15 protein-coding genes are annotated in these 16,158 nt (G+C 61.1%); 6 read left to right on the top strand and 9 right to left on the bottom strand.

Translation table 11 applies throughout. The features are described from left to right. Positions 1-64: 64 nt before the first annotated feature. Together ACR6A7_RS03675 and glsB are read right to left on the bottom strand one after the other, a co-directional pair. The gene (locus tag ACR6A7_RS03675) at positions 65-481 is read right to left on the bottom strand and encodes a DUF2946 domain-containing protein (protein WP_434123435.1); all 417 of its coding nucleotides are present in this window, start codon (positions 479-481) and stop codon (positions 65-67) included. Between the two features lie 121 nt (positions 482-602). Further along, positions 603-1,523 (bottom strand): glutaminase B, encoded by a 921-nt coding sequence (gene glsB, locus ACR6A7_RS03670; RefSeq protein ID WP_434123434.1) that lies wholly within the window; start codon positions 1,521-1,523, stop codon positions 603-605. A gap of 114 nt (positions 1,524-1,637) precedes the next feature. Here glsB and ACR6A7_RS03665 point away from each other — a divergent pair, with 114 nt between their 5' ends. Next, positions 1,638-1,988 carry a cupin domain-containing protein gene (locus tag ACR6A7_RS03665; RefSeq protein WP_434123433.1) on the top strand — a complete coding sequence of 117 codons (351 nt, stop codon included), beginning with the start codon at positions 1,638-1,640 and terminating at the stop codon, positions 1,986-1,988. A gap of 4 nt (positions 1,989-1,992) precedes the next feature. On the opposite strand, the gene ACR6A7_RS03660 is transcribed toward ACR6A7_RS03665, so the two are convergent. Then, complete coding sequence (locus ACR6A7_RS03660) at positions 1,993-3,198, bottom strand: CynX/NimT family MFS transporter (RefSeq protein WP_434123432.1); 1,206 nt, start codon at positions 3,196-3,198, stop codon at positions 1,993-1,995. Between the two features lie 459 nt (positions 3,199-3,657). On the opposite strand from ACR6A7_RS03660, the gene ACR6A7_RS03655 reads away from it, so the two are divergent. The 3 genes from ACR6A7_RS03655 to ACR6A7_RS03645 all read left to right on the top strand — a co-directional run bounded on the left by ACR6A7_RS03655 (position 3,658) and on the right by ACR6A7_RS03645 (position 5,664). Beyond that, on the top strand, positions 3,658-4,134 hold the full coding sequence (locus ACR6A7_RS03655; RefSeq protein WP_434123431.1) for a YciE/YciF ferroxidase family protein: 477 nt from the start codon (positions 3,658-3,660) through the stop codon (positions 4,132-4,134). Positions 4,135-4,190: 56 nt separating this feature from the next. Then, positions 4,191-4,697, top strand: a complete 507-nt coding sequence (locus tag ACR6A7_RS03650) for a ferritin-like domain-containing protein (RefSeq protein WP_434123430.1) — start codon at positions 4,191-4,193, stop codon at positions 4,695-4,697. A gap of 61 nt (positions 4,698-4,758) precedes the next feature. Then, the gene (locus ACR6A7_RS03645) at positions 4,759-5,664 is read left to right on the top strand and encodes a manganese catalase family protein (protein ID WP_434123429.1); all 906 of its coding nucleotides are present in this window, start codon (positions 4,759-4,761) and stop codon (positions 5,662-5,664) included. 96 nt (positions 5,665-5,760) lie between these two features. Here ACR6A7_RS03645 and ACR6A7_RS03640 read toward each other — a convergent pair whose 3' ends face one another. The 4 genes from ACR6A7_RS03640 to fucO form a co-directional block, all read right to left on the bottom strand. Then, a complete protein-coding gene (locus ACR6A7_RS03640) occupies positions 5,761-5,934 on the bottom strand; it encodes a hypothetical protein (protein WP_434123428.1) in 174 nt (57 codons plus the stop codon). 147 nt (positions 5,935-6,081) lie between these two features. Next, positions 6,082-6,255 (bottom strand): GhoT/OrtT family toxin, encoded by a 174-nt coding sequence (locus tag ACR6A7_RS03635; RefSeq protein WP_065426280.1) that lies wholly within the window; start codon positions 6,253-6,255, stop codon positions 6,082-6,084. Positions 6,256-6,474: 219 nt separating this feature from the next. Further along, on the bottom strand, positions 6,475-6,987 hold the full coding sequence (locus tag ACR6A7_RS03630; protein ID WP_434123427.1) for a 5' nucleotidase, NT5C type: 513 nt from the start codon (positions 6,985-6,987) through the stop codon (positions 6,475-6,477). Between the two features lie 197 nt (positions 6,988-7,184). Then, on the bottom strand, positions 7,185-8,333 hold the full coding sequence (fucO, locus tag ACR6A7_RS03625; RefSeq protein ID WP_434123426.1) for a lactaldehyde reductase: 1,149 nt from the start codon (positions 8,331-8,333) through the stop codon (positions 7,185-7,187). A gap of 234 nt (positions 8,334-8,567) precedes the next feature. Here fucO and curA point away from each other — a divergent pair, with 234 nt between their 5' ends. Beyond that, complete coding sequence (curA, locus tag ACR6A7_RS03620) at positions 8,568-9,602, top strand: NADPH-dependent curcumin/dihydrocurcumin reductase (RefSeq protein ID WP_434123425.1); 1,035 nt, start codon at positions 8,568-8,570, stop codon at positions 9,600-9,602. Positions 9,603-9,635: 33 nt separating this feature from the next. On the opposite strand, the gene ACR6A7_RS03615 is transcribed toward curA, so the two are convergent. Together ACR6A7_RS03615 and ACR6A7_RS03610 are read right to left on the bottom strand one after the other, a co-directional pair. After that, entirely contained in the window at positions 9,636-10,703 is a 1,068-nt protein-coding gene (locus ACR6A7_RS03615) for an SDR family oxidoreductase (RefSeq protein ID WP_434123424.1), read from the bottom strand. Positions 10,704-10,797: 94 nt separating this feature from the next. Further along, positions 10,798-15,390, bottom strand: coding sequence for an ATP-dependent helicase (locus ACR6A7_RS03610; protein ID WP_434123423.1), 4,593 nt, complete (start codon positions 15,388-15,390; stop codon positions 10,798-10,800). 173 nt (positions 15,391-15,563) lie between these two features. Here ACR6A7_RS03610 and ACR6A7_RS03605 point away from each other — a divergent pair, with 173 nt between their 5' ends. Beyond that, positions 15,564-16,121: a YbhB/YbcL family Raf kinase inhibitor-like protein gene (locus ACR6A7_RS03605; RefSeq protein WP_434123422.1), complete on the top strand. Its 558-nt coding sequence runs from the start codon at positions 15,564-15,566 to the stop codon at positions 16,119-16,121. The last annotated feature ends 37 nt before the right edge of the window (positions 16,122-16,158 follow it).

The following is a 16,158-nucleotide window of genomic DNA, read 5'->3' as shown; positions in this document are numbered from 1 at the left end:
TTTTATTCAGTTAAAGACGAACCCGCTTCCGTTGCTTTACGCGGCGGAAAGGCAGGCATGCTGATTAAAAAGCGCAGCGGGAGGGCGGGGCGCGAGGCCGGTAGACGCGGCGTTCGCGTTGGCACAGCGGCGGGTTCGCGCGCGGCGTCGGGGGAGGCGCGCGTGCGATCAGCAGCATCAGCCAGAGAAGGGGAACCGCCGCCCAGATCATCAGCGGCACATGCACCAGCAGTTCGCAGTAGCCGCAGGCGACGCCCTCTTCGCCCGACATCATATGGCCGGAAGGCATCATGGCGTCGTCCATAGGGTGCATCATCGGCATGGCGTCGGCACTGTGCGGCATCATCACCGTGGCGGGCATCGCGCCGTTGTGGCGCGCCATCAGATCCTTAGACACCACGGGCGCGACAAACAGCAGCAGCACCGCCAGTATAGCCAGGCAGGCGCTGAGTCGCTGTTGCAAAGGGGTGAAAAAGGTCATGAAAACATCACTGGCTGGTAAACATCGGGCGCTATTTTACCCCGTTACGGAATTGAACGGGGCGAATTCTGTAAAAATTCTCAGGTTACAGGTGTACAACCTGACGTCCGCCGCGCGCGTGCTAGAAAACTGAGCTGCCAAGGCGATCGCTAAGCAACTCCAGCGCGGCGGTGCCCGCCAGCGAATTGCCGATGGCGTCCAGACCCGGCGACCAGACCGCAATGCTCATTTTGTTGGGAATAACAGCGATAATGCCGCCGCCGACGCCCGACTTCGCCGGCATGCCGACGCGCCATGCGAACTCGCCCGCGCCGTCATACATGCCGCTGGTGATCATCAGCGCATTAATCTGTCTCGCCTGGCGCGGGGTAATCATCTGCGCGCCATTCGCGGTTTTGCCCTGGTTCGCCAGATAAACAAAGCTGCGCGCCAGCTCCACGCAGTTCATCGAGAGCGAGCAGTAGTGGAAATAGGTCTGCATAACCTTGCTGACGTCGTTATGAAAATTGCCGAACGACTTCATCAGCCAGGCGATGGCGGCGTTGCGCGCCGAGTGCTCATACTCTGAGCGCGCGACGTGACGATCGTAGTTGATATCGGGCTGGCCGCTTAGCTGGCGCACAACCTCCAGCATACGCTGGCGCGGCGCGGTCAGGCGCGATTCCAGCATATCGCAAATCACCAGCGCTCCGGCGTTGATAAAGGGGTTGCGCGGCTTGCCGTGCTCCAGCTCCAGCTGCACCAGCGAGTTAAACGGCTGGCCGGAAGGCTCTTTGCCGACGCGCTGCCAGATTTCATCGTCGGAATAGCGGGTGAGCGCGACGGTTAATGACAATACTTTAGAGATGGACTGGATCGAAAAGCGCTCCAGCGCGTCGCCCGCCTGCCAGCACTGACCGTCAGGCGTAGCCACGGCGATGCCGAGCGCGTGCGCAGGCGCTTCGGCCAGCGCGGGAATATAGCTGGCGACGCTGCCGCGCGAGGTAAGGGGGCGCACCTGCTCCAGAATCTCTTCCAGTAGCGTATTGCTGAGTTCGGTCATGCGTGAATCTCCTTTTCTGAGGCGTCTGGCGCCGGATAATGAACGCGAGTCGCCGCTGAATCAATGCAGCCTGTGCAAATTATGTGAACGCCGCACCGCAATCCCGAGGACATCATGATAACCAGCCTGTTTGACGCTATACCGCAAGCCGCCGAGCGTGGCGAGCAAGAGACGTTTGAGGCGTTATTACGCCGACCCGGTCTGTGCATCGAGCGCATTGTCTCTACCGGCCAGGCGAGCCCGCCAGGCTTTTGGTACAGCCAGCCACAGGGAGAGTGGGTGCTGGTGGTGCAGGGCGCGGCGGGATTGCAGCTGGAGGATGAAGCGCAAGAGCGGGTGCTGCGCGCGGGCGATTTTATCAATCTGCCTGCGCGGACGCGCCACCGGGTGAACTGGACCAGCAGCGACGAACCGACCCTCTGGCTGGCGGTGCATTATGAACTGCCGCCAGAGGAGGAAGGGTAAACGCTCACCTCATCTGCCTGGCGCTACCGGCCAGCGGTGCGAGCAGCATTTGCGCAAAGCTCAGCAGCGCCAGCAGGGCCAGCGGCAGCGTCCAGTCGCCGCTCCGCTGGTGTAACATGCCGAAAAAGAGCGGGCCGAGCGCCGCCAGCGCATAGCCTACGCACTGCGCCATGCCGGAAAGCTGCGACGCCTGACGATGATCGCGCGCGCGCAGGTTAAAAAGCGACAGGCAAAGCACCATTGAGGCCCCCGCACCCAGCCCAGCGATGATTAACCACAGCGCCGCCAGACGCGGCAGCAGCAGTAACCCCAACACGCCGCAGAAAATGGCGGCAGAGGCGGTAAAAGCCGTAAGGCGCGCGTCGCGCAGCCGCTTTAACGCCACCATACATCCGAGGTTGGCGATAATCGCGATCGCCTGGTAGAGAAACAGCAGCCAGCCCGCTTCCGCCTGGCTGTAGCCTTTATTCTGCGCATAAGGCGTAAACCAGTCGATCAGGGTGTAAAACGCCAGCGACTGCAGCGCCATAAACAGCGAAACCTGCCAGCCGATAGCCGACCGCCAGGGCGTAGCGCCGTGTGGAGCGGGAGAGGAGGTGACGCCTGACGATCCTGCTGAGCGCGGTGCCAGCAGCGGCAGCCAGGCGAGCAGCGCCACAAGGCCGGGCACCGCCCAGACGCCGAGCGACAGGCGCCAGTCCGCGTCGGAGAGCGCGGCGAGCGGCACAGCGATCCCTGACGCCAGGCTGGCGGTCAGCGACATGGTGGCGGCATAAAGCCCGATATATTTCGCCGTGTGCTGTGTAAAGTCGCGTTTGATAAGCGGCGGCAGCAGCACGTTGGCGGCGGCGATGCCGGCGCTCAGCAGCACCGTCCCGCTCCAGAGCGCCGCCTCCAGCGGCAGCCAGCGAACCATCGATCCCAGCGTTATCAGCAGCAGCGCCGCCCAGAGGCTGCGCTCCAGCCCAAAGCGATTACCCAGCACGGCGGCAATCGGTGCCAGCGCGGCGAACAGCATCAGCGGAATAAAATTAAAGAAGCCTGCAGCGGCGGCGCTCAGGCCGAACGCGTGCCGTATGTTTTCCAGCACCGGACCGACGGCGGTGATGGGCGCGCGCAGGTTCGCGGCGGTCAACAGCAACACCAGCAGGAAAAAACCAGAGTGGGTAACGCGAGAAGCGCGTTGCGCATAAGCCTGTCGAAAGGTCATAAGATCCGCATCACAAAGTGCGGCAAAGCCGCTGTGGTGCGTTGGTTGACGTTAACGCTTACGCACCAGGAAGAAGAGAGCCCGGTGTCTGCACGCTACTCTAAAGGCTACCGCCGCCGCTGTAAAGCCGACCCGTCAGGGGCGCGATATATAGCATCCTGCGATAACAGACTGGCGGCAATAAAAGCGCAAGCTTATTTTTGTCGGAAAGATGACAGGCGTGGTAAATAAGCGAGACGATAATCCAGATGTGCTATTTAAATAGCATTGCGCTTTTCTGCGCTATTTAACTGAAGCGGCAGGGTCAGCAGAAATAAGATTATTCCTTAATAAACAACCTAATTCCCTCCAGCGCTTCGCTTTTATTAAATTTGCGCAATTGTGCTTAGCAACTATTATTAATTTCTGTAGCGTCCTGGCCAGGAAAGCAATCATCTGATTTGATAAGAGGAACCTGTAATGGCGATTAAAACACTGGTGGATCTCTTTATTCATGACCTTTCTGATGTCTACAGCGCAGAAAAGCAAATTACGCGCGCACTGCCGAAAATGGCGCGCGCCGCAACAGACGCCTCGCTAAAAGCGGCGTTTGAAGCGCACCTTGAAGAGACGCGCGGACAAATTGAACGTCTGGACCAAATTGTTGAAAAAACAGAAGAACTGCGCATCCGCCGTATGAAATGCCATGCGCTGGAAGGCTTAGTGGAAGAGGCCCAGGAGATTATCGACTCTGTTGAAGCGGGTCCGGTGCGCGACGCAGGCCTGATTGGCGCTGCCCAGAAAGTCGAACACTATGAAATTGCTACCTACGGCACGCTGGCGGCAATGGCGAAACGCCTGGGATTTGACGAGGCGGCAAAATTACTGGCCGAAACCCTGCAGGAAGAAAAAGCCACGGATGAAAAACTAAATGTGATTGCTGAGAAAACCAGCTAATTATCCGATGCGATGAAATCTGTATTTGCCGTACTCACATTTTAAAGAGGTGAATCATGTCACATGAAGAGAATTATCTGGCCTGGCTGAAAGATGCGCATGCTATGGAAAAGCAGGCGGAAAGCATGCTGGAAAAAATGGCGTCTCGTCTCGAACACTATCCTGATTTAAAAGCGCGTATTCAGCAGCATATCGAAGAAACGCGCCAGCAGCAGACGTTATTACAGTCCGTTATCGACCGTAACGATACGTCGAACTCCGCCTTCAAAGACGCGATGGGCAAACTCTCCGCGATGGGGCAGGCAATGGGCGGCATGCTGGCCGACGACGAAGTGGTGAAAGGGGCGATCAGCGGTTATGTCTTTGAGCAGTTTGAAATCGCCAACTACACCTCGCTAATCGCGGCGGCAGAGCTGGTGGGCGACCACGAAGGCGCGCGTATTTTCGAACAAATTCGTGAGCAAGAGATCGCGATGGCGGAATGGTGCCTGACGCATCTGCCGGATGTGACCCAGCAGTTCATGACGCGTGACGCAGCTGAAGGCGTTGAAGCAAAAAAATAATAACGCCACAGCCAGGCCCTCTTCTCAGAGGGCCAATCATCCCACTGGAAAGGAATGAGCAATGTTCAGACACGTTAAGAAACTGCAGTATACGGTCCGTGTTGAAAAGCCCAATCCGGGACTGGCTAACCTGTTGCTTGAGCAGTTTGGCGGTCCGCAGGGCGAACTCGCTGCGGCATGTCGCTACTTCACCCAGGGTCTGGGCGATGATGACCCGGGCCGTAAAGATATGCTGATGGATATCGCTACGGAAGAGTTGAGTCACCTTGAAATCATCGGCTCGCTGGTGGGCATGCTCAACAAGGGTGCGAAAGGTCAGCTGGCGGAAGGCACTGAGGAAGAGGGCGAGATTTATCGCAATATTACCGGTGCCGGTAACGACAGCCATTTGACCTCGCTGCTTTATGGCGGGGGGCCGCCGCTGACTAACTCTGCTGGCGTACCCTGGACGGCGGCCTATGTCGATACCATCGGCGAAGTAACCGCTGACCTGCGTTCCAACATCGCCGCCGAAGCGCGGGCAAAAATCCTCTATGAGCGTCTGATCAATATGACCGATGACGTCGGCGTAAAAGATGCGCTGGGCTTTTTGATGACGCGTGAAGTCGCGCACCAGATCTCGTTTGAAAAAGCGCTCTACTCGATTCGCAACAATTTCCCACCGGGTAAGCTGCCGCCGATTGAGCAGTATGCCAACGTCTACTACAACATGTCAGCGGGCGAAGGTGATATGCGCGGTAGCTGGAATGCTGATGAGAACTTCGAGTTCGTAGCCGATCCGGCGCCGGCCGTTGACGGCGGCGACGGTAGCGCTTCAGTGACCCTGCCGTCCGATCAGGCGACCGATCTCGCTAATATGGCCAGCCGCACCGCCTCCGATCCCAGCCTGAACCCGACCACCGGCGCAGAGCTTGGCTCAACGCTGGGCGAAGCGAATCAGCTCAGCTCGGATAAACCTCGCTCGTAAGCTCCGTTCGCGTCAGTCACTGCGCTGACTGACGCGATATCCCTCTTCTCAGATAATCTTTCAGTACAGGCTCAGCGCTGCATCCGCTTTCTCTGCTTAATGAAATTCTGGTTCAGGAAAATGTCCGCAGTCGTTCTGGCTGGCGGTGGTGCCTGGCTGGCAGGTTTGCTGTCGCGTTTCAGCGGAAGGTACGGGCTTTTCCGGCGCCACGGGGCCTGACTGACAGGCGCTAAGCAGAGTAATAAACAGGGCAAAGGCAACAAAACGCATATCCGCTCCTTGTGATGAGATGAAGTAAGCAAACAAACGTCGTTGGTCAGCAGCGTGACCAGAGGCGTACTGCTAAGTGTAGCGGGCGGCAGGAAAAGGTCGAAAAATCAGGCTGAAGCCGCCAGGCGGCTTGCAGGGCATTCAGGCTCAGAACAGGGCAAACATCAGGGCGACGGGAAAGCTCATTGGCCAGGTGGCGCCGACCAGAAAGGCGCTTAACGCGCGAATCGTCAGCTTATCCTTTGCGATAAAAAAGGTGATTAACGTGGCGATTGAAGCCATCACCGCATAGAACACCAGCATATGTTGATAGAGGCTCATTAATACTCCGCATCGTTATAGTGGTTTTGCTGCGCACTATGCGGAAAATCGTGATCCAGATCAAGTGAAAAGCAGCCGCGGAAATTAAAGAAATTGATTTGGCTGCGGCGATGGGGTGGTTGCCAGCGATTTCAGGCTGAAATTGGGCAGGGAAAACGCGCCGGGTCCTTCTGGCGCGAGGGCTGCACGCGCAGAGACGCGTGGCGAAGCCTGTTGTAATCAGAGGAAGCGCTGTTCAATGTCGCGCCAGCTTTCGACGCGATCGTAACCGGTTTCCTGCTGGTTTTGCGCCGTGCTGAATAATATGCCTTCGCCAGTAAACTGCGCAAAGTTCTGTGGATTGGCGTCGATCAAATAGTCTGCATTGAGAATGCCCTTGCTGCTGCAGCAGATAATATTCATCGGGCTGATAAACGGAAAATTGGCTTTCAGCCATTCCAGTTTTGCCGTCAGCGAGCGTGGAAACTCTACCGCCGCCGTAGTGATAAAGATTTCATATTCCTGTGCCAGGCGCTCAATGACGCGCTGCGCATCCGCTAAAGCTGGCAGTCCGGCGTAAAAACTCTCCTCGCCGATCAGCTCTTCAATCTCCTGAAACAGCGCCGGGCGCGACTGTTGTGGTTTTGCTGCGTCCAGTGAACCTGTTTGAGCCTCAGAAGAGGCGGCGTCAGGGCTAAATTTGTGGTTCAAGTCGATAATGACTTCATCCATCTCAATGGCGATACGTTTCATGTTTTCCCCTCGTCAATCATCATGCCAGGGCGGCTAGAATAGCAGTCGCGCGGCTCCGCTTGTAGTCTCTGAATAAACACCACGCAAACAGGTCACTAAATAAACAATTGAAGCGGGTTATTTGGCGGATTACTGTGAGGTGCGCTGGAAGCAGAAAAAAGAGAGGGGAAGGCCGCCCCGAAAGGCGGCACAAAGGCTTAACTTTGCAGATAGAGCGTTTTGATATCTTCCAGCGTGGCTTCGCGCGGATTGCCGCCGGTGCAGACATCGTCCAGCGCGGCCTGGGCCAGCGCCGGCACATCATCTGGATTCAGACCGACGTCGCGCAGCGAAGCCGGGATGCCCACGTCGCGGCAGAGCTGTTTGACCGCTTCGACGGCCGCCTGACGCGCCTGCGCCAGCGGCAGCGTATCCACCCCTGTTACCCCCATCGCGCGCGCGATATGGCGATATTTCTCGCCGGTGTAGTCCGCATTCCACGCCATTACCCCAGGCAGCAGGATCGCATTGGCGACGCCGTGCGGCACGTTATAAAACGCGCCCAGCGGGTGCGCCATACCGTGCACCAGGCCAAGCCCGACGTTGGAGAAGCCCATACCAGCCACATATTGACCCAGCGCCATCTGCTCGACCGCCTGCATATCGCCTTTCACGGAACCGCGCAGCGACTGGCTGATGATCTCAATGGCGTTGAGATGCAGCATATCGGTCAGCTGCCAGGCGCCGCGCGTAATATAGCCTTCAATGGCGTGCGTCAGCGCATCGATCCCGGTTGCGGCTTTCAGCGCCGGCGGCATGCTGGCCATCATCTCTGCGTCGATGATCGCCACCTTTGGAATATCGTGCGGATCGATGCAGACGAATTTACGGCGTTTCTCTTCGTCGGTAATCACATAGTTAATAGTGACTTCCGCCGCGGTGCCTGAGGTGGTGGGGATGGCGATCAGCGTCACGCAGGGATGACGCGTCGGTGCGAAGCCCTCCAGGCTGCGCACGTCCGCGAACTCGGGGTTGTTGATGATAATGCCGATCGCTTTGCTGGTATCCTGCGGCGAGCCGCCGCCGATGGCGATAAGATAGTCCGCCTCAGCCCGCTTAAATACCTCAACGCCGCGCTGCACCACGGCGATGGTGGGGTTCGGCACCACCTCGTCGTAGAGCGCCCAGGGAAGCTGATTTGCCTCCATCAGGTCGGTAACGCGCTTAACGGCGCCAGCGGCGACCAGCGCTTTATCGGTGACGATGAGCGCCTTTGTCAGGCCGCGCCGTCGAACCTCATCCGGCAGGTTACGGATGGCGCCTGCGCCAAAAAAAGCGGTCTCATTCAAAATCATTCGCTGTGTCATTTTCACATCCTTGCTTAACAAAATTCCCATTACCTTCTCGCTTAACCGCTCCTCGTTTCTGCCAACTTCGTCACATTCCCTGTGAAGCACAATTGATGAAAATCAACAAATTAGCGGTTGTTTGCCGCCAGCTGATTAGTTTCCAGCCCAGCCAGAGCCATTCCTGCCAGGCAAGTTTCTCATCCTCTGTTAGCCTCAATGGGAGCATTAAAGCTTTAACCAACGGAGGAAATGATGGCGAAACCGCAAAATCACGGCTGGAAACTGGCCTCGCGCCCGCACGGTAAACCGGTTCAGGAGAACTTCGAATTCGGCGAAATCCCCCTGCCCGCGCTGGAAGAGGGCGATCTGCTGCTGCGCACCATCTACCTGTCGCTCGATCCCTATATGCGCGGCCGGATGAGCGACGCTAAATCCTATGCCGAACCGGTGAAGCTGGGCGACGTGATGGTCGGCGGCACGGTGAGCCGCGTAGTGGAATCGCGCCATGGCGATTTCCAGCCGGGCGACTGGGTATTGTCGAGCGGCGGCTGGCAGGCCTATTCGGTCGCTCCCGCCTCTGCGGTGAAAAAGCTGGGTAACGACCTCGCTAATCCTTCCTGGGCGCTGGGCGTGCTGGGGATGCCGGGCTTTACCGCCTATATGGGCCTGCTGGATATCGGCGAACCGCAGCCTGGCGAAACGCTGGTGGTGGCGGCGGCGACCGGGCCGGTGGGCGCAACGGTGGGGCAGATCGGCAAGAAGAAGGGCTGTCGCGTCGTTGGCATCGCCGGCGGCGAAGAGAAGTGTCGCCATGCGGTTGAGGTGCTGGGGTTCGATCTCTGTCTGGATCATCATCAGGACGATCTGGCGGCACAGCTGGAAAAAGCCTGCCCGGACGGCATCGACATCTATTATGAAAACGTCGGCGGCAAGGTGTTCGACGCGGTGCTGCCGCTGCTGAATACCAAAGCGCGTATTCCGGTCTGCGGGCTGGTCTCCGGCTACAGCGCGACCGGGCTGCCGGACGGCCCGGATCGCCTGTCGCTGCTGATGGGCGACATTCTCAAGAAACGCCTGCGCGTGCAGGGCTTTATCATTTTCGACGACTATGGCCATCGCTACGGCGAGTTCCTGGAGGCGATGGAGCCCTGGGTAGAGCAGGGTGAGATTCGCTATCGCGAGCATATCATCGACGGATTGCAGAATGCGCCGACGGCGTTTTTTGACATGCTGGAGGGGAAAAACTTCGGCAAAACCGTGGTGCGCGTGGCGCAGGACGAAGAGTAAAACAGAGGGCCCGCCCGCAGGCGGGACCTTTTCTTATGCCGGGATCAGTTTTTCCTGCTTCAGGCGATCAAACAGCGCGAAGAGATCGTCGCGCGTAGAGTGATAGCCGGTAAAGCCCGCTTTGCGGCTCTTGCTCATATCGGTGAAAACCTCCATCGGACGGCCCAGATCGGCATCGGTATGCCACCAGGAAACCAGACGGTTGATATCCGCTTCGCGTAGCGAGTAGTGCTGCGCCACGGCTTTCCACTGCGCCTCGGCCTCTGTCATACGCTGTTCCAGCGGCTGGGTTTCATCTGGCATCGGCTGCGCCTCAATGCCAAAGTAACGGGCAATCTCGCCCCACATCCATTTCCAGCGGAACACATCGCCGTTTACGGTGTTGAAATCTTCGTTTTGCGCGCCTGGCGCCTGGGTCGCCCATTCCAGCTGCTCGGCCACCAGCGTCGCGCTGCTCATGTCGGTAACGCCGTGCCACTGCGCCGCCGAGCCGGGGAAGATAAACGGCAGGTTATGGAATTTGCACAGCGAGGCGTAGACCGCCAGCGTCTGTCCCATATTCATCGCGTTGCCCAGCGCAAACCCGATCACGGTGTGCGGGCGATGCACGCTCCAGCGATAGCCATATTTCTCCGCGCCGGCGAACAGTTCATCTTCCTGCGCGTAATAGAAATTATCGACCGGCTGGCGTCCCTGCTCTTCACGAAACGGCGTCATCGGCACCGCGCCTTTGCCATAGGCGTCGAACGGGCCGAGATAGTGCTTAAGGCCGGTCACCAGCGCAACATGGCTGCCGTTAAGACGCTCACCCAGCGCCTCGATTACGTTGCGCACCATTCCGCCGTTCACGCGGATGTTCTCTTTTTCCGTTTCCTGGCGCGCCCAGACGCTGAAGAAAAGCGCGTCAGGCTGGAGATCTTTCAGCGCGTCTTTTACCGAGTCCGCCGACGTTAAATCAGCGGTCAGTGCGTGGCAGCCCTGCGGCACCGGCGTGCGTCCGCGCGACAGTCCGTAGACTTCCCAGCCATCCGCCAGCAGGCGCTCCGCCGTTGCGGTGCCGATCACGCCGCTGATCCCGGCGATAAGTGCTTTCTTTGACATGCTTTTCTCCCTGGGGTTTGACAACAAGACAACAGAAGAGTGTAGACCGGGATTGGCGGGTAAGCTCAGCGCGAGACGGGGCGACTGTCACCCTTTACCCATACCAGCCATACCCTTTCGGCTCGCGTGAAAAGCCCGCGCGGCGCAGCGCGTCGATCAGCGGCGACTGCCCTGCGGGTTTGCCGTCGATCGTTTCCAGCGTAAAGCCAGACGCTCTCTCCCGACGCAGCGCGACGGCCAGCGCGGCAATTGCGGCGGCGTGCCAGCTCGCTTCGCCATAGCTCAGCAGCTCTTTGCCGCCCTGCGCCAGGTAGAGCGCCAGCTGACCGTGACAGAGCACTACCAGCGCGCCGCTGCGGCGAACCGGACGCGTGGCGGCGCTATGCGTGGGCCAGCGCAGCGTTACGCCGAAGGGAGAGGCGGGATCGACAGCGGAGAGCGCCACCGCCAGCGGATCGCGCGCGGCGCGTTCAGCAATAACGCGCAGGCGCTCAATGGTGGCGTTCTCCGCGAACTGCGCGCCGCCCAGCCCGGCAACGAAGCGGCCGCGCAGCACGCGCCCGGCATCCTCCAGCCCGCGCATCACCGGCTGCAGCGTCGGAAAGCCGCCCGGTACCTGCTCCGCCATTGCCGCGCTGCGCGTCACCACGCCCCAGCGGTCCAGCATATTCTCGGCCATTGCCAGCGCCAGCTGGGCTGGCGGCGCGACCGAACGATAAAGGCGCGACCAGCGGCCGGGCAGGGCGAGCGTGGCGGGGCGTCCCAGCGGCAGGCTGAGGCGGCCGCGTCGCGTGCGCAGTGAACGGGTCGGTTTTGACCGCGCGCTGTTCGCCATGCCGGTCAGCTGGCGCAGTGCCGCCCAGGTATCCGATGTGACATAGCCAGCCCACGCTAAATCCCACAGCGCGCTCTGGATCTGCGCCTCATCGACGGGCTGTTCGGCGGCGACCGCGGCGGCGATCTGGTGCGCGAACCATGCGCCGCCATCATCGAGCTGCCCCAGAATAGCCTCGTGCAGCGGCGTCAGACGCAGCGCGTCACTGTTCTGCGGCAGCGGCAGCAGCGTTTCCGCCGTAAACTCGCGCAGGTGCAGCGACACCAGGCCGTCGTTGTGGCCCAGCGAGCGCTCGCCTGCCCAGATAACCTCGCCCGCCGACAGCAGCTCGTCCAGCATCGCGGGCTGATAGTCGTGCACGCGCGACGGCAGGATTTGCGACTGCCAGATCGACGCAGGTAGCGCCAGCCCGGCAAGCTGCTCCACCACGCGCGCCACGCCGTTCACCCCTTCGTAACTCCCCTGCGCGACAGGCGAACGCGCTGCCTCGCCGCTTAACCCCTGTCGCTCCAGCAGCAGCGATACCCAGGCTTCTGGCGGCACCGGGCGCGTCGCCTCGCGCGCGACCTGCAAAGAGCGAACGCGCAGGCGTCTGAAAACCTCTTCGGCCACCCACGCATCGCCCCAGCCGGTCGCGCGCTCTTCTGCGGGATCGCCAAAATCGCCCTTCAGCAGTTTGCCCTGCGCGCGCAGGCGCTCCAGCGTTTCGCTGACCACCGCCGGGCCCAGCCCAAAATGACGCGCCAGCGCGTCGGTGGTAAAGGGGGGATGGGTGCGGGCATATCGGCCGAACAAATCGCGCAGCGGATCGGCGGCTGGCTGTAAAAAGGCGGCGGGAATATCTGCCGGTAGCGTGACGCCCAGCGCGTCGCGCAGGCGCGCGGCGTCTTCAATCGCCGCCCAGCGCTGTTCGCCAGCAATGGTGACGGCGATGGCGCGATGCGCCGCCACCAGCTCAGCGATGGCGTGCTCGGGTGCGTCGCCGTCGAAGCGGGCGGCCAGCGCCGCTGCGCTCAGCGGCCCCAGCTCGCGCAGCAGGTCGGCGACCCCCTCTTTGTCGCTCACCCTGTAGCGCGCGGCGAGGCGCTGCAGCTCTTTCGCCACCTGGGCCGTGACCCCGGCGTCCAGCAGTTCGCGCATGTCCGCCTGGCCAAGCAGCTCGCTCAGCAGGCCGCTGTCGAGCGCCAGCAGCGAGGCGCGCCGCTCCGCCAGCGGTGCATCGCTGGCATAAATAAACTCTGCCACGTAACCGAACAGCAAGGGCGCGGCAAAAGGCGACGGCGCTTCGGTGGTCACCTCGGCAAACTGTACGCTGCCGTTCTGAATGCGCGCCATCAGCGCATGCAGCGCGGGCAGGTCGTACACATCCTGCAGACACTCGCGCGCCGTCTCGATCAGAATGGGAAAGTCGGCGTAGTCGCGCGCTACCGCCAGCAGCTCACCGGCGCGCAGCCGCTGCTGCCAGAGCGGCGATCGTTTGCCAGGATTTCGGCGCGGCAGCAGCAGGGCGCGGGCCGCGCATTCGCGGAAACGCGCGGCAAACAGCGCTGAATGCGCGATGGCGTCGGCCACCTCGCGCGGCAGGGCGTCGGCGTCGAACTGAAACAGCTCGGCGCCCGGCACGCGCCCCTCCATATCGGGAAAGCGCGCCACAATGCCGTCATCGCTCGCCACGACAGAGGGATCCAGGCCCATCCTGCGGCGTATGCGCGCCGCGACCGCCAGCGCCCAGGCCGCGTGCACGCGCTGGCCCCACGGCGAATGGAGAATAACGCGCCAGTCGCCGGTCTCATCGCGGCAGCGCTCGATCAGCAGCGTGGCGTCGGTCGGCAGCAGACCTGTCGCCTCGCGCTGTTCCGCTATCAGCGCGTGAAGATTGTGCTGCGCGCTGGCGTCGAGCCCCGGCATCTGGCTAACCTCGCCAGACTGCTGCTCCCTGTCCAGCCTGCGTAAAAAGCGGCCGATACTTTCGCCCAGCAGCGCCGATCGCCCCAGCCCGTCGCCGCGCCAGAAGGGAAGACGCGCCGAGCGGCCGGGCGCGGGCACCACCACCACCTGATCGTGGGTGATCTGCTGAATGCGCCAGGAGGTGGCGCCGAGCGTGATAATGTCGTTTACCCGCGATTCGTATACCATCTCTTCATCCAGCTCGCCGACCCGGCGCGATCCCGCCTGCTCTTCGCCCTCAGGCAGCATGACGCTGAAGGATCCTCGGTCGGGAATGGTGCCGCCGCTGGTGACGGCAAGGTGTTGCGCGCCGGGACGAGGCGTCAGCAGATTCGCGTCGCGATCCCATATCAGGCGCGGACGAAACTGGGCGAATTCATCGGAGGGATATTTGCCCGCCAGCATATCCAGCGTGGCGTCAAACAGGCTGCGCGGCAGGTTGCGAAACGGATCGGCGCGGCGCACAACGGCGAACCACGCATCCACTGAGAGAGTATCCATCGCTACGGCGGCGACCGTCTGCTGCGCCAGCACGTCGAGCGGATTCTGCGGCGGCGCAACCGGCTCCAGTTCGCCGCTCAGCATACACTGCACAATCACGGCGGCGTCGATCAGATCGCGCCGCGTGCGCGGAAAGACGATGCCGCTGGAGGTGCCCCCAACCTGATGGCTGGCGCGGCCGACGCGCTGTAGCGCGCTGGCGACCGACGGCGGCGCGCCGACCTGGATCACCAGGTCGACCGTTCCCATATCGATACCCAGCTCCAGACTTGAGGTGGCAACGACGCAGCGCAGCTCGCCAGCTTTAAGGGCGTCTTCGATGTCACGTCGCTGCTCTTTCGAGACCGAGCCGTGATGCGAGCGGGCGAGGGTGGCTGACGCGCCGTCGCTGCGTTGCCCGGTGCCGCCGTTAAACGAGTCCCAGGCGTGGGCGGGCTGCGCCAGCGCCTCGGCATCGCTGAGGCTGGCGGCGTAGCGTTCATTTAGCCGCGCCGTCAGCTTCTCCGCCAGGCCGCGAGAGTTGGCGAATACGATGGTGGCGCGGCGCGCCAGCACCAGCTCAAGGATGCGCTGTTCGATGTGGGGCCAGATGGAGCCTGACGCGCTGCTGGCGTCGGGCGCGCCGCTGCTATCGGGGCGTCCTGGTATATCGGTCATATCCTCGACCGGTACCGCAATGCGCATCTCCAGCGCGCGCGAAGCGGGCGGGTTGACGATCAGGGTTTCCTGCACGCCGCCGAGAAACTGCGCGATGCGCTCGACAGGACGCACCGTGGCTGAGAGACCGATGCGCTGCGCCGGCTCAGGCAGCAGCGCATCCAGCCGCTCCAGGCTCAGCGCCAGCTGCGCGCCGCGTTTGCCGCCCGCCACCGCGTGCACCTCATCCAGGATCAGCGTCGTCACGCCGCGCAGCGCTTCGCGGGCGCGCGACGTCAGCATTAAAAACAGCGATTCCGGCGTGGTGATCAGGATATCGGGCGGCGTGCGCTGAAGTTTTGCCCGTTCACTCGCGGGGGTATCGCCTGAGCGCATGCCCACCGTTAGCGTAATCGCCTTTTCGCCGCGCGCGTGGCGCTGCTGGTAAACGCCCTCCAGCGGCAGCTGCAGATTGCGCTGCACATCCGCCGCCAGCGCTTTAACCGGCGAGATATAGAGAATGCGCGTGCGCGTGGCTTTCTCCGGCATCGCCTGCGCGTCGCGCTCGCGGAACAGCGCGTCAATGGCGTGCAAAAACGCCGCGAGGGTTTTACCCGAGCCGGTCGGCGCGATCACCAGCGCATGCTGGCCGCTGGCGATGGCCTCCCAGGCCGCCGACTGCACCGGCGTGGGCGCGGCGAAGGCGTGCTGGAACCAGCCTTGAGTCGCGGGAGAAAAGCGTGAAAGCGCAGCAGCCTTAGCAGACATATCAGATTGAAATCACCGTGTTAGCAGGGAATGCCTAAGCGTAGACCCTGGCGCTAAGCGCTGCGCGGTGAAAAGAGCCCTCAGGTTTTCCTCTATGTTCTGTTCTCATTTTTATGCCGGTTCCCGCTGTGGCTTCCATACTGAGGGTTCAGCCACTTAAACGGAGAGAGTTCATGAGATTAGCAAGCGCTTTTCTGCTGGCAACACTGCCAGCGGCGAGTTTCGCTGCCGCGCCGCTGTTTGCGCTGCAATCGCAGGATTTTACGGATAACGCCTTTTTATCGAAATCCTTCGCTGGCAATAACAAAAGCAGCCCCGCCTGTACCGGCGAGAACGTCTCGCCTGCGCTGAGCTGGTCGAATGCGCCGCAGGGCACGAAAAGCTTCGCGCTGCTGGTCACCGATCCCGTCGGGGCCAAAGGCCTCGGCGTCACCCACATGGTGGCCTACAACATCCCTGCCGCCACCACCGCCTTCGCCCAGGGCGATCTCACCAAAGGCAAAGGTTATACCGGCGGCAAAAATACGCCTGGCACCAACGCCTGGTATGGGCCATGCCCGCCGGTTGGCAGCGGGATGCATCACTATAACTTTGTTTTCATCGCGACTGATTTGCCGACTCAACAGCTTAAGGCGGGTCTGACACATGAAGAGCTGGTGAAGCAGCTAAAAGGCCATGCGCTCGGCGCCGCCTCGCTGGTGGGGAGGTTCAGCAACGATCCGCAAGAGTAGAAGAGAAGGGCGCAGGCCGGTAACGGCCTGCGTCGCT

The sequence above is a fragment of the Pantoea phyllosphaerae genome, from assembly GCF_051025595.1.
In the GTDB taxonomy this organism is placed as follows: Bacteria; Pseudomonadota; Gammaproteobacteria; order Enterobacterales; family Enterobacteriaceae; genus Pantoea.
Note: the sequence above shows the minus strand (reverse complement) of the source record. Positions and strands in the feature narration are given on the sequence as shown.